This is a genomic window from Prochlorococcus sp. MIT 0916, assembly GCF_047305155.1.
Lineage (GTDB): Bacteria > Cyanobacteriota > Cyanobacteriia > PCC-6307 > Cyanobiaceae > Prochlorococcus_B.
On record NZ_CP138980.1, the window covers coordinates 1,535,210 to 1,548,339 of the forward strand.

The 13,130-nt window shown below is 32.1% G+C and carries 14 protein-coding genes; 6 read left to right on the forward strand and 8 right to left on the reverse strand.

Features of this window, described 5'->3' with window-relative positions; genetic code table 11:
- Positions 1 to 96: 96 nt before the first annotated feature.
- Entirely contained in the window at positions 97 to 708 is a 612-nt protein-coding gene (locus SIB53_RS08060) for a PCC domain-containing protein (RefSeq protein ID WP_413677718.1), read from the forward strand.
- 208 nt (positions 709 to 916) lie between these two features.
- Positions 917 to 1,804 carry a GNAT family N-acetyltransferase gene (locus SIB53_RS08065; protein ID WP_413677719.1) on the forward strand — a complete coding sequence of 296 codons (888 nt, stop codon included), beginning with the start codon at positions 917 to 919 and terminating at the stop codon, positions 1,802 to 1,804.
- A 12-nt stretch (positions 1,805 to 1,816) separates the two neighbouring features.
- Here the strand turns inward: SIB53_RS08065 and SIB53_RS08070 are convergent, their stop codons facing one another.
- The 3 genes from SIB53_RS08070 to nth all read right to left on the reverse strand — a co-directional run bounded on the left by SIB53_RS08070 (position 1,817) and on the right by nth (position 3,441).
- Positions 1,817 to 2,020, reverse strand: a complete 204-nt coding sequence (locus tag SIB53_RS08070; RefSeq protein WP_413677720.1) for a hypothetical protein — start codon at positions 2,018 to 2,020, stop codon at positions 1,817 to 1,819.
- Between the two features lie 21 nt (positions 2,021 to 2,041).
- Positions 2,042 to 2,710: an SDR family oxidoreductase gene (locus SIB53_RS08075; RefSeq protein WP_413677721.1), complete on the reverse strand. Its 669-nt coding sequence runs from the start codon at positions 2,708 to 2,710 to the stop codon at positions 2,042 to 2,044.
- Positions 2,711 to 2,787: 77 nt separating this feature from the next.
- Positions 2,788 to 3,441 carry an endonuclease III gene (gene nth / locus SIB53_RS08080; RefSeq protein ID WP_413677722.1) on the reverse strand — a complete coding sequence of 218 codons (654 nt, stop codon included), beginning with the start codon at positions 3,439 to 3,441 and terminating at the stop codon, positions 2,788 to 2,790.
- Between the two features lie 187 nt (positions 3,442 to 3,628).
- On the opposite strand from nth, the gene SIB53_RS08085 reads away from it, so the two are divergent.
- On the forward strand, positions 3,629 to 4,690 hold the full coding sequence (locus SIB53_RS08085; protein ID WP_413677723.1) for an ABC transporter ATP-binding protein: 1,062 nt from the start codon (positions 3,629 to 3,631) through the stop codon (positions 4,688 to 4,690).
- Positions 4,691 to 4,863: 173 nt separating this feature from the next.
- Entirely contained in the window at positions 4,864 to 5,415 is a 552-nt protein-coding gene (locus tag SIB53_RS08090; RefSeq protein WP_413677724.1) for a ferritin, read from the forward strand.
- A 307-nt stretch (positions 5,416 to 5,722) separates the two neighbouring features.
- On the opposite strand, the gene SIB53_RS08095 is transcribed toward SIB53_RS08090, so the two are convergent.
- Together SIB53_RS08095 and SIB53_RS08100 are read right to left on the reverse strand one after the other, a co-directional pair.
- Positions 5,723 to 6,319, reverse strand: coding sequence for a Crp/Fnr family transcriptional regulator (locus SIB53_RS08095; protein WP_413677725.1), 597 nt, complete (start codon positions 6,317 to 6,319; stop codon positions 5,723 to 5,725).
- Between the two features lie 276 nt (positions 6,320 to 6,595).
- Complete coding sequence (locus SIB53_RS08100; RefSeq protein ID WP_011823550.1) at positions 6,596 to 7,654, reverse strand: chlorophyll a/b binding light-harvesting protein; 1,059 nt, start codon at positions 7,652 to 7,654, stop codon at positions 6,596 to 6,598.
- A 252-nt stretch (positions 7,655 to 7,906) separates the two neighbouring features.
- Between SIB53_RS08100 and SIB53_RS08105 the strand changes: the two genes are divergently transcribed.
- Positions 7,907 to 8,632: an AhpC/TSA family protein gene (locus SIB53_RS08105; protein ID WP_413677726.1), complete on the forward strand. Its 726-nt coding sequence runs from the start codon at positions 7,907 to 7,909 to the stop codon at positions 8,630 to 8,632.
- A 222-nt stretch (positions 8,633 to 8,854) separates the two neighbouring features.
- Here the strand turns inward: SIB53_RS08105 and SIB53_RS08110 are convergent, their stop codons facing one another.
- The 3 genes from SIB53_RS08110 to SIB53_RS08120 form a co-directional block, all read right to left on the reverse strand.
- Positions 8,855 to 9,667: an ABC transporter ATP-binding protein gene (locus tag SIB53_RS08110; protein WP_413677727.1), complete on the reverse strand. Its 813-nt coding sequence runs from the start codon at positions 9,665 to 9,667 to the stop codon at positions 8,855 to 8,857.
- Positions 9,668 to 9,701: 34 nt separating this feature from the next.
- Positions 9,702 to 11,036: a Rieske 2Fe-2S domain-containing protein gene (locus SIB53_RS08115; RefSeq protein ID WP_413677728.1), complete on the reverse strand. Its 1,335-nt coding sequence runs from the start codon at positions 11,034 to 11,036 to the stop codon at positions 9,702 to 9,704.
- A gap of 510 nt (positions 11,037 to 11,546) precedes the next feature.
- Positions 11,547 to 11,717 (reverse strand): hypothetical protein, encoded by a 171-nt coding sequence (locus SIB53_RS08120; RefSeq protein ID WP_269605396.1) that lies wholly within the window; start codon positions 11,715 to 11,717, stop codon positions 11,547 to 11,549.
- A gap of 366 nt (positions 11,718 to 12,083) precedes the next feature.
- Between SIB53_RS08120 and galE the strand changes: the two genes are divergently transcribed.
- A complete protein-coding gene (gene galE, locus SIB53_RS08125) occupies positions 12,084 to 13,130 on the forward strand; it encodes a UDP-glucose 4-epimerase GalE (RefSeq protein WP_413677729.1) in 1,047 nt (348 codons plus the stop codon).

Genomic DNA, 13,130 nt, shown 5'->3' on the forward strand with positions numbered 1-13,130 from the left:
TCATGTTTTTCTTATCACTAGGCATAATGGCATTTATTGTAAGAAAATTAGAACAAGAATAACTTAAATGTTTTAATTACTCATAATTTTAATATTATGGAATATTTTTTTTATAATTTCTCTAGAGGAGTAGATGTTTATAATTCATTGAATGAGTTACATAGACATCATAACTCTACATCATTTTTAATAAGCGCTGTTGGTGACCTTGCAGCAGTTTCGTTTAAATGCCCTTTAAAAAATAAGCCGGTAATTTTTAAAAAGAATTTAGAAATAATAACTTTAAGTGGTTATATAAGATCAACCGAGTCTCATCTTCACATAAGTGCATCTGATGAAAATTGTAGTGTATTCGGTGGACATCTTCTTTCTGGAACAATTGTCCTCAAGTCATTAGATGTCTTGATTGGCGTTATACCTAATCTTAATAAGACTTTAATTCGCACCTTAAGAGATATTCCTTCAACTGTTGATATCTATATTCTGTCTGATTGTCCTTGGTCTAAAAGAGCTCTAATACTTCTTGATTCTTTAAATGTAAAATATAATTCTCATGTAATTACTAATGATGAAGAATTTACTAAAATTAGTAATGTAACTTCTATTTCTACTTTTCCACAAATATTTATAAATAATAAATTTATTGGAGGCTATTCTGAGCTTTCAGATCTAGCTGCTAAAGGTGATTTGATGGATCTTATTTCTTAACGTTTTTTTTTAATTTTTTTTTCGTAGATTTTTTCTTTAATATATGGAATCTAAAAATCTATTTTTTAATATTTTATTAGTGTATCAAAGAAACTTTCTTTAACAATTTATATTATATATATTACCTTTCTTGATGTTCTTTTTTGCACACATTTATAGATTTATTATTTATTTTTATTAGATTTATCTTTATTGTAAAATATATTTTATGGATGATTTTTTCTCTATTAAACCTCTGTGTGATGCAGATATTGATTTTGTTACTGAAATATCGAGAAAAGAAGGATTTGCTCCGGGAGTTGGAGATTTAGGGATATATAAAAATACAGACAAGCAGGGACTTTGGGTTGGTTGGTTGAATCAAAATCCTATTGGGTGTATTGCTGGTGTTCGATATAATCAACAATACGGATTTCTTGGATTATTCTTAGTAATTGAGAAGTATAGAGGGAGAGGTTTTGGCCTTCAGCTTTGGAAAAAGGCTTTAAGCCATTTAAGTGATTTACCATGTGTTGGTTTAGAGGCTGCTCCAGAGAGAATTACTGATTACTCAAAATGGGGTTTTACTATTTCCTCTAAAACAACTAGATGGCAATGGTTGGGTGATGGGAAATTACTTGAAGAAAACTCTATGAATGATGATTTAGATAATTTCAGTTTTGTTGAAGGCTCCTCAATTCCTAAAGATGCAGTAGAAAGATTTGACGAAAAAAGAGAAACAACTCCTAGACCTCATTTTTTATCGGATTGGCTGAATCATCCAGCTGGAAAGGTAATAGCAGTTGTTGATAAAGAAAACCGATGTCATGGCTTTGGGCGAATAAGACCATGTCTTTTACAAAACGGAGATGGATGGAGAATTGGCCCTTTGATGGCTGATACTCCAAAGCTTTTAAAAATTTTATTGAAGAAGTTAATTGAGAGCCATCCTGGATTGATAATTATCGACGCTCCGGGTCTCAATAAATCAGCTTCTGGAGTTTTTAAAAAACTAGGTTTCACATCAGAATCTGAAACTTTCAGAATGTATAGAGGTTTTCAACCTCCGGTTTCTATGAATGATGTATATGGTTTGGCCTGCTTAGAATTGGGTTAAGACTTTCTTTTTTCATGCATTGGAATTTAATTTTCCTCTGTGCATTTGTTTTTCTTCATTCAATTGAGTTTCTAATTGATCAATAAGTGTCGTAACTAATGATTGGAATTCTGGTTGGCATCCTCTAAATGCAGCTTTATGCCTTATTGATTCGTTTCTTGTTCTTAAATCAGTAAGCATTAGCTGCAACGCGTCAATTTTAGCATTGGTGTTCATAGTGAATTTAGGTTTTTATATTCAAATACTAAACGCCTTTATTGCCGTACTCATACTTGTTTTGGGATTCTCTTCGCTACTAGTAATCTCGATGATTTTTTTGATCGAATCTTTTGTTTTTAAAGCTTCTATACAGGCTTTTGCAACCAGTCTTCTGGGGATCGAGCCTTCTTCTTGAGTTTTTTCACCAGAAAACAAAATGTTCTGATTTTTTAAATTATTCTCATTCTCATTTAATCCTCCAGGACGTATGACAGTCCAATCTAGACCACTTTTTTGCAGAGATCTCTCACCTAATCTTTTCCATATAAGTATAAGACCAAATAAATTTAGAGGATGTATCAATTTCCCTGCACAAAGTGAACTAACAAGAACAACCCTATTTAATTTTTGTCTCTTACAGCTTTCAATTTGTTTTTTGATATTTAAATAATCTACTTTTGCTGGACCTGTTAAATCGATAGATGGTCTTGCACCTGTAGCTATAACTAGGCTCTCACAACCTTGTAATGCATAATCAAGTGTGGTTCCATTAGTATCTGACAAAACGTACCTTTCAAAACCTTTTATAGATTCAGGAATTTCAGACTGTGATCTAACTATCAATCTCACCTCATATCCGGCTGATTTTGCTTCCTCTGCTACTCGAAAACCAGTTTTCCCAGAAGCTCCTGTTATGGCTAATTTCATTAGAATTAAATTCCTTTGTTATGTTTCTAGCAAGAAATTGTCATTTTTGTTGAGATAATAAAATTATTAGATAATTATTAAGCCTTTATACAAATAATTGCTTTCTTCCGATTAGGGTAAAGTTCCTTGCACAAGTTACAGTTTGTACCATTACATCCTCTCGCTGAGCAATATTCTCTTCCGTAAAAAATAATTTGTAGATGTAACTTATTCCAAAGATATTTTGGAAATAATCTTTTTAGATCCTTTTCCGTTTGGACTACATTTTTACCTGAAGTTAATCCCCATCTTTGAGCTAATCTATGTATATGTGTATCAACAGGAAATGTTGGTATACCAAATACTTGTGACATAACAACACTAGCTGTCTTATGGCCAACGCCAGGCAGTGACTCAAGTTCTTGAAATGTATTTGGAACTATATTATTGAATTTTTTATGAATAATCTTTGATAAGTTATAAGTATTTTTTGCTTTAGTTTTTGCAAGTCCAAGTTGTTTTATATAATTATATATTTTTTGTTCACCTAATTTATACATTTTCTCAGCTGAGGGTGCAACCTTGAAAAGTTCTTTAGTTAATTCATTGACTTTCTTATCCGTAGATTGTGCACTTAATACAACTGCTACGAGCAACGTGAAACCATTTTGATGGCATAAGGGTATCGGTGTCTCAGGATATATTTCTTCAAGTCTCTTAATTATTATTTTTACCCTTTCATCTTTTTTCATTGAAGTATGAATATCATTGCTTTAAAATTACCTAATTAAAATCCTTTGCTTTGAAGCTAGAGGCTTTGATGAGGAATTGCTTGTATCATTTTATACGAGCCCCTGTGATTTTTGCTCATAGATTTTTTCTTTTGTGGTTACTTTGGTTTTAATGGATTTCTAGTGAATAGAATAAACAAAAATAGTTTTGGAGAATACTGAACTAGAAATTAAAAATTTATGGCATCAGTTTAAACCTAATAAAAATAATAATTGGGTTTTAAAAGATATTAATTTCTCTCTAAGACCTGGAGAATTAGTTGGTTTGTTAGGTCCTTCTGGTTGTGGGAAAACCACCCTTCTAAGATTAATAGCAGGTTTTGAAAAGCCTAAACGCGGGTTAATAAAAAAAAATGGGCAAATTATTTCAGATAATCATAATCTTCTCTCTCCTGAGCGAAGGCGAATAGGGATGGTTTTTCAAGACTATGCTCTTTTCCCTCATTTAAATGTATGGGAGAATGTTTGCTTTGGCATAAGGAAGAAAGAAAAATCTATAAAAAGAGCAAACTGGCTATTAAATTTATTGGATATTTATGAGTTTAAAAATAGATTTCCTCACGAACTTTCTGGTGGACAGAGTCAAAGAGTTGCATTAGCACGTGCCCTGGCCCCTGGTACTTCCTTGGTTTTATTGGATGAACCCTTTTGTTCTCTAGATGTTGAAGTTAGATCTAGGTTAAGGTCAGAACTATCTTCAGTTTTGAAATCCTGTTCGGCATCTGCAATTTTAGTAACTCATGATCCACGTGAAGCATTAGCTATTTGTGATCGGGTGGCTGTATTAAGAAGTGGGGAAATTCAGCAATATTCAACTCCTTTAGATATGGTTTCAAACCCATCAAATTATTTTGTAGGCCAATTTGTGCTTCAAAAAAATATTTTACCTATTCGATACATTAATGATTCCTATTCGACATGTATTGGTAAATTAAATTTTGCTAGTGATGCATCGATATCAAAAAAATCTGTTTGTATGTTTGATAAAAATGCTATTCGGATTCAAGCTTGTTCGAATGAGCTTTTTACTGTCATTTCAAAAGAATATCGCATTGATCATTATGTCTATACTATAATAAATGATGGTCTAAAGTTAAAATCAGAGATGAGTTTGGATACACATTTATCTATTGGAGATACATGCAAAGTTGAAACAATTAATGATAAAAGTTTTTTAGTTCTACCAGAAAATATTAAATCTAATTTTTAAATAGTTTAAGGCATAATTACATTACATATAACCTTTTTGACGCAATTGAGATTCATTATCAAAAAAATAATTTTTAATTTTTAATTTAATAAAAACAATATGATACAAAAAGAGTTATCATTTGATTAAACAAAAATTTAGTTTTTGCTTTCTTTGACCTAGCTTATTTTGTAATGCAATCAGCTACATCCAGTTCAATAGGTCTTAATGTTGGTCCTTCAGGCCGTGCAATTGCACAGCCCATGGATGTTGATCTTCTTGAGGCTCTTTATCAACATACTTCTCTTGAAAGGGTTTCAAGTGCACAATATTTAGCTATGTCCCTTTGGTTCTTAGAAAGAGAACTAAGAGGATTTTCTTCATTTTTCAAGAAAGAGTCTTTATCTGAGCAAGAGCATGGATTTAACTTCGCGAAATATATGATTGCTCGAGGTCAAACTGTTGAACTTGAAGAAGTCACTAAACCAATACAAGAATGGAAGAGTGTTCAGGAATTAGTTACTCTATCTTTTCAAATGGAGGCTGACGTAACGACCTCTGTTCAGCAGCTCTATTCATTGGCAGAGAGATCAAATGATACTCGTACTACGGTATTCCTTGATCCCGTTATAGACGAGCAAATTAAATCAGAAGATGAAATGGCTTATTTACTTGGTAAAGTCAAATTTGCTAATAATGATCCCTCTGCATTGTTCATTATTGATAATGAATTAAACATAAATTAAATATATCTTTTTGTTGAACCTATATTTGTTGATAAGTATTAGATCTTTTAGTTATTTCTAATAGAAATTCTATGGATAAATCACAAGAATTATTTTTGAACATACATTCAGAAATGGTTAATATTTTTAGTCTGTTTTTATTTAGATTGTCTAGCTCTAGCTTTAGTCTTTTAGATAGAGATTTGTTTTGACAATTCTTTAAAGAGCTATTGATATTTTTGGATCTAATCTTTATAAACTCTATCTCTTTACAGAGAGATATAACAATAGACTCGGAATAAGAAAATAGATTTTGATTCATTATTTATTACGCTGTTAACGGTGATGATTCAATGAACTCCGGCGAAAGACTTAGAGTTGGATCACCTGATGGCGCTTTTAGTAAGTCTGCTGTTCTCAGCCTTGAAATTAAACGAGTAGAGGTAACTCTTGTCGAGCCAATTAACTCCCCAATTCTTTCATGAGTAAGTCTGAATGGTAATTGGCACCAATCACCGCATCTTCTGCCAAGTCGGTTAACTAATAAAGCAAATAAAGCTTGTAATCTTTGTTCAGCATTACCTAAATGTCTAATCCTTAGAAGCTGAAGAGTCCATTCGTTGACTGCGTCATATCCTCCAGCCTGGGCTGAAGTTTCCGCATCACTTACAAAACAAAGAGGGGTCAAAGCTTCTACACATACACCTTCACTGCAAAGCCTATCTGTTCTTAATTGATCGCCTGACTGCAAGAAAGCCAAAGTCATTCCTTCTGTTTCTTCGCAAGGGCAATAAACCCTAGCTATTCCATCTAAAACTTCTAAGCAAGTATCTCCTCTTCTAGAGGAAGGATCTATTAGCACTGATTGCCCTGTCGCCATTCGAACGGCTGATGAGGGTGTTTCTGCGTAGCTTCTAAAGCTCATTAAACCTTAAAGGAGCTTGATGGATTTCTAATTTACACAAAATTTAGAGCTTTTTGCAACCGATTCTCAATAGCAACAAGCTCTTGAGATTTTTGTCCCAACTATGTATAAAAAATCACATCAATTGGATATCTTTTTTTCATTTATTTTGTTTTGAGTCAGTCAATTGTGACATTAGTGTGATTAGGTTTGTATTTAATTCTACGAAAGTCACCCATTAAAAAAGGGCCCGCCTGCGGGCCCTTTTTTAATTCACTAATGAAATTGAATTAATAATCAACCGTTAGTGATTTTTGCGTTTTCCATATTGTCGAACGCTTTGCCTACGCGTCTGAAGTCAAATCCCATAGCTCTTAGTGCATGCCAGAGATGTCCCTGAATGAAGAAGAAGCCAAGATAGAAGTGAACATTTGCTAACCAAGCTCTGGCTGTATGAGCGCCAGTTGCAAGTGATGAATCAGTATCAACAAAATAAGGAGCGAAATCAAACTTGAGTTGAAGTACATCTCCAAAGAATTCTGTTGAGTAAACTGTTGTATTTGTTGAACTCCAGAAAGCTGCAACAAGCGCACAGTAACCAACGCCAGCTAGTGAGTATGAAAGAACAGCTTCTGCTGAAAGAAGTCCTTTACCTTTGAATTCTGTGTACTCACCGAATTGCTTAGTGATGATATGGAATGCACCACCAATAATTTGGAAAAATGCTAAGAAAGCGTGACCGCCCATAACATCTTCTAAGCTTGTGATTTGAAGGAAATCAGCTTGGTGATTCCAAATCATCCCTAAATCTAGGTTGTAAGAAACTGTACGAGTAGCTCCTAAAGCAGTATCCCAAATACCATGATATTGAGCCCATTCAACGAATTGAATGTTTGCCAAGCCTAGGAAAATAAGGTGGTGACCAAGAATAAAAGTAAGCTTGTCTGGATCGTCCCACTCGAAGTCAAACTTTTTAGGACGGCTTCCTTCAGGATAGTTTCCTAAATCACCGTCATATCTTGTGGAGTGAAGAATTCCACCAGCACCAAGAACACCAGAGAAGATTAGGTGAAGTACAGCAATAACTGTGCAACCATAAGGTTCAGTTATTACTCCGTTTTCGATTCCACCTATTCCAAGTTGTGCAAGGTGAGGCAAGCAGATCAAGTTTTGGTTACCCATCGCAACGGATGAGTCATAACGAGCTAGCTCAAATAAAGTGAACGCACCTGCCCAGAACATCATCAAACCAGCATGGGCAGCATGCGCAGCGATGAATTTTCCGGAGCGATTGGCCGTCCCTGAATTACCCGCGTACCAGTCATAGGTAACGCTAGGATTCCCGTAGGTCTGCACGAGAAATAAACAAAGAACAGTAAGAGGATATATTTATAGGTCTGTAAGTTCCATATCCCTTCACATTGCTTATTGAAATTGTAGGTTTTGTACATATTTCAAGAACATCTGCTACTAAATAAGTTCTTCGTGTTAGAGCAAGATTCGAGTCTTAAAGCCCTTAGAGTCACTAAGATATTTACCAACCGACATAGTAAAAACCCATGTTTCAACGTCTGACTTTGTTATTTTGAAAACAAACTAAATGAATTAATGAATTATAAAAATGTCATTAAAGAGTTTTTAGGCAAAGAGCGAATTTTTCTGGATCAAAGAAAAAGTTTAATAGTTTTGCTTGGTTCTTTTGCTGATTTTGATAGTTTTGAGTATTCTCAACAATTATCAGCTCATTCAAATAAGTTAGCGAAGCATTCAATTGATTTGGTAGTAATAGGTATTGGTAGTGAAAAATCCAAAGAATATTTTTGTAAGTTCAATAAGATTGATATTAAAAATGTTTTTTCAGTAAGAAATGCTGACCTTCACAGAAAACTTAATCTCAATGCTGGGTTTGTCTCGCAAATGCCAGCAATTATTAATTTATTGATTATGTGCATGGGTTTTAATTCGAGAGGTACTATTAAGGAAGTTTTAAGAGGTTACCTTGGGGATGAAAATGCAAAGAGTTTATTCGCCTTTGATGAAGATATAAGATTAGGACCTTTCAGATTTTTGAAGGGTAATATGTTTTATATTTTCTCTGAAAAACAAAATTTACGTCCTTTTGAGCTGGCCACTAGGAGACTTATGAATATGATTGAGATTCTTTCTAATTGGAATATTTATGTTCCAGATTCTTCATTCTTAACGCAAAGAGGAGCAACTGTACTATTAAATGAAAAAGATGAGATCTTGTATGAATTTATTTCTGAAAGTCTTTTAGGTTATGCAAGCAAAATGAGTACACCATTATCATTCCTAGACGATATTTTGAATTAATTTAAATGTAATGATTTCAAAAAAATGCTTAGTTTGTGGAAGCTCTGATCTGAGGGCTGATCGCGCGTTATCTGGGAGATTGGTTTGTAATTCATGTGGAGCCCCTTTCGGAGTTGGTAGACGCGTAAATAATAAGATAAGTATTTACAATAAGCTTTCATTAAATAATAAATATTATCTCTTTATTTGTATATTTATACTTGCCTTTATTCTTGTGATTATTTAGTTATTTAATGGGACCATCCTCCAGTATCCTTCTTGTTCTATTACTTTAACTTGTATATCAAAAAGTTCACTAATTATTTTTGTATTGATTAATTCATAAGGGCTTCCATCATTTATTATTTTACCTTCTTTTATTAATATAACTCTATTGGTTTTAGGTAGAATACATTCTAGATTATGTGTTACATAAATTATATTTACTGACTGATTTATTAATTTGTTAATGTTGTGATTCAAGATTAAATTTGATTTTATATCTAAATTACTAAAAGGTTCGTCAAGTACTAGTATATTAGGTTCGTAAACAATAGCTCTAGCAATTAATGCTCTTCTTTTTTGACCATCTGATAATGATTGAAATTCATTATTAATAATATTATTTAGCTCCCATTCTTTTATTAGATTATTTATCTTTACTTTTTCTCTTTCTGAAAGTAAGCTTGAATATCTAGAATTAAATATTCCTGAGAATCCCGAACTGATTACATCATATAGATTGACTCCATTATCTATCCTTTGCTCCATTTCTCTGAACAGGAATCCAACCTTTTTCCTTATATCCCAAATATTTATGTTTTCTTTATTAAACAACTTAAATGAACTATGATTCGTGGCGATTGGGTAAATCGACCTGTTTAATAACTTTAGAAGAGTTGATTTACCAGATCCATTTGGACCTAATATTAATATATTTTCTCCATAATGAAAATTTATATTTATATCTGAAAGGACTTTTTTCTCATTAATATATACATTTATATTTTTAAAACTAGCCCAGTTTATTACATCCTTCTGAGATAGATCACTCATTTATTCAATCACTTACAATTATAGTATTTTCTGATTATATTAATAGTAGAATAAAACTTATTGGGAACAATAATCTAGTTAAAAGTTTGATAAGTATCTTTCTATTATTCTTAATCGCCATATTAGGATTTTCTGGAGGATATTGCATTCCTCTATCTTCATGGACTGAATTGGTTAATGAATTAGTTGGATGTAAGTCCCATGGCTTTTCCTTATTTAGAGCATTTTGTAGCCAATCCCAGTAGTATTGAACCATCTTATCTTCACCTAATAGTTTTACATTATCTTTTTGAATGTAGCCCATCTGCTCATTAAATGTTTGCGTTTTTAAGACTAAATAATCTTCAGTAAAAATTTTATAAAATGTCCTTCTTTGTAGATTACTAAATAAAACTAGATTTGTGAAAAGTTTATTTTTAAGGAATTTTCTATAATGCCTTACAATCACTCTTGCTTTGTTATTTCCTAGTGGGATATGATCAAGAACTTGAATATATCTTGTACTTTCAGGTGAGCCTTTATATATAAAGATCCTGCCGGGAGGTACAAATTTTATTCTAATAAACTCCTCTTGCCCATTTGTTTTATATGAATATATGCTTTCTATTTGCCTATTATCCCTTTTTATTTTTTGATTGAAACTAGTTATAGTTTCTCTATTTACGTTCTTATCTGGGATCGTGTCTCCATGCATCCAGAAGACATGCAATATATCCAGATGGTTTTCAATGATCCTTGCCCAATCTGCTTTGAAATCTACATAAACTTCTTCATATTCATATTCTAAGGATGGAAATCCGTAGGAATCAGGAAGTAGACTATTTATTGAAGATTTTATTTCAAAGTCTTCAATGTTTGCAAGTGGGATTCCAGTATAATAAATATATATATAGCCTTCTTTTTCTACACATGGATATTGAAAAAGTTTTATGCTTTTTGCGTAGTTATCATAATTAGAATCAATAATATGTTGACAAGTTATTCTATCTAAATTTGTACAACTACCTTGCGATGAGAACCTAGCACCATGATAAGGACAAACTAGTTGCCCATTTATTACTTCACCACCTAAAAATGAAGCTCCTCTGTGGGGACATACATCTTTTACACATCGAACAATACCTTCTCTATCTCGATACAAAACAAGTGGCTCGTTATAAATAGTGAAGTGATTTAATTTCCCCTCTTTTATTGACTCGCTGCTCGAAACAGAATACCAACCTAAAAGGCCATTCGTTAATTGATTGGAAGGTTTTGGAGAAATATTCTCAATGTCTTTTACACTTTCATTCTCATTAAAATTTGATCTAATGAGATTATTAGTCTCATATTCAAATGATTTATTATCTTTTCCTTTTTCTTCGTTCATAACCAAGCAAAACTTTTAGTGAGATAAATGATGTCTCATCAAAAGAGTATTCTCCTTATATGCTTAATGACCCAAAAAAAATAGCACCTAATGCCTTCTAGTATCGATTAAATTTACATAAAAAAACTTCAACGTTTGTTTACCGTTGAAGCCCATTCTCTTAAGTTGTTATTGTATTCAAGAAATCTCTTGATCAAAGGGTTTTGGGGGAGACCTCAATGCTTGATACGAATTCAGATGCTTCCTCAATATCATTGCAGAATTTACATGTACCTAGGTAGCAACCTAGGTATCTCATGAAAGAGGTTTTTCCCCCTGAGAGCTGATATTTATGAATAGTTCCCCCATATGGGGTTGATTTTACTAGTTGAGGTAAAGGAGCCATTAACCAAATCTTTTTTCATAATCTGCATTTAATATTGTTTTATAGCAATAGGTAAATTTACTAAAAACCCAAGGATAGTTAATTCTTTACTTTTGTTTTATTTTCCGTAAGTCAAGCTAAGCGAACTAATCTGCATATCCATCATCGTCTTCTGTATTGATTATTCTAGGTGTGTTTTTCATATGTTCATCCCATGGATGAACATATGAATCTTTATCAGAGTAAACCTCACTTTTTAATTCTTCAATCAAAGTTTCAAACTGTTTGATGATTCTCTTGAGATTGTCTTTTTTCATTTATATAGTTTTGATTAAAAAGATTTATATCATTATAGTGAGTATCTTCTTTGCTTTATATTTTTACTCTTTTTATTCAGCTTGTTATACACCGAATATAATAGTTTTTTCATAATCAATAAAATATCCTAGTTTTATTAGTAGTGATTTTACAAAATATGAGGTTAAAAAATCGTTAATCTTAAATTAGATTTTTACAATATCGAAAGATATCTAAGAAGGATTTTTATAATAAAGATAGCATCTAATTCAAATAGGTTTGAATTAGATGCTAATATGTAATTTCTTATTAATAAGAAAAATCCCTTCCATTTTTAAGTTGCCTTCGAGTGACTTTTGTTTACTAAGGTATAGCCACAGACTATTATGAGGGTTCTTTTAACTGGTGGTTCCGGATTTATAGGTTCACATATAGCATTATTGTTGTTAGAAAGAGGATTTGATGTTTTAATATTAGACTCATATGTTAATAGCTCATCTAATGTAATTAATCGAATTAAAGCTTATTTAGATAAAAAAGATTTAAATTATAAGTTAAAATCTATTAATGGTGATATTAGGGATAAAAAACTCTTAGATAATATTTTTATTGATTCTATTAAAGAAAAAAAACCTATAGATACCGTCATTCATTTGGCTGGCTTGAAATCTGTATCTGAATCTTTTTCTAACCCTCTTCATTATTGGGATGTGAATGTTATTGGAACACTTAATCTTTTGCTTACTATGAAAGAATATAAATGCTATTCGTTAGTTTTTAGTAGCAGTGCAACTATTTATGGCTTAAGTAATTCTGTTCCAATGGCAGAGGACCACAAAATATCGCCAATAAATCCCTATGGAAAAACAAAAGTAGCAATTGAAAATATGATTTATGATTTATATAATTCTAATATAAACGTATGGAAAATATGTTCTTTACGTTATTTTAATCCTGTTGGCGCACATCCTTCTGGTTTAATTGGTGAAGATCCTATAGGTATTCCAAATAATCTATTTCCTTATTTAACTCAGGTAGCAATAGGAAGACAGAAATCTTTAAACATCTACGGTAATGATTGGGATACAGATGATGGCTCTGGTATCCGTGATTACATTCATATTATTGATTTAGCTGAAGGTCATTTAGCATCAATCGATTATTTAAATTCCAAGGAATCATGTTTAGAATTTGTTAATTTGGGTTCTGGTAAAGGATATTCTGTATTTCAGATCATTAGACAATTTGAGTTGTCTACGGGTTGTAAGATTCCTTTTTCAATTGAAAGTAGAAGAGATGGTGATGTCGCTAAATCTTATGCAGATATTTCAAAGGCCAAGAAATTATTAGCTTGGACTCCAAAAAGATCATTAGAGCAGATCTGTTTAGATGGATGGAATTGGCAATTAAAAAATCCATATGGTTTTCAATAA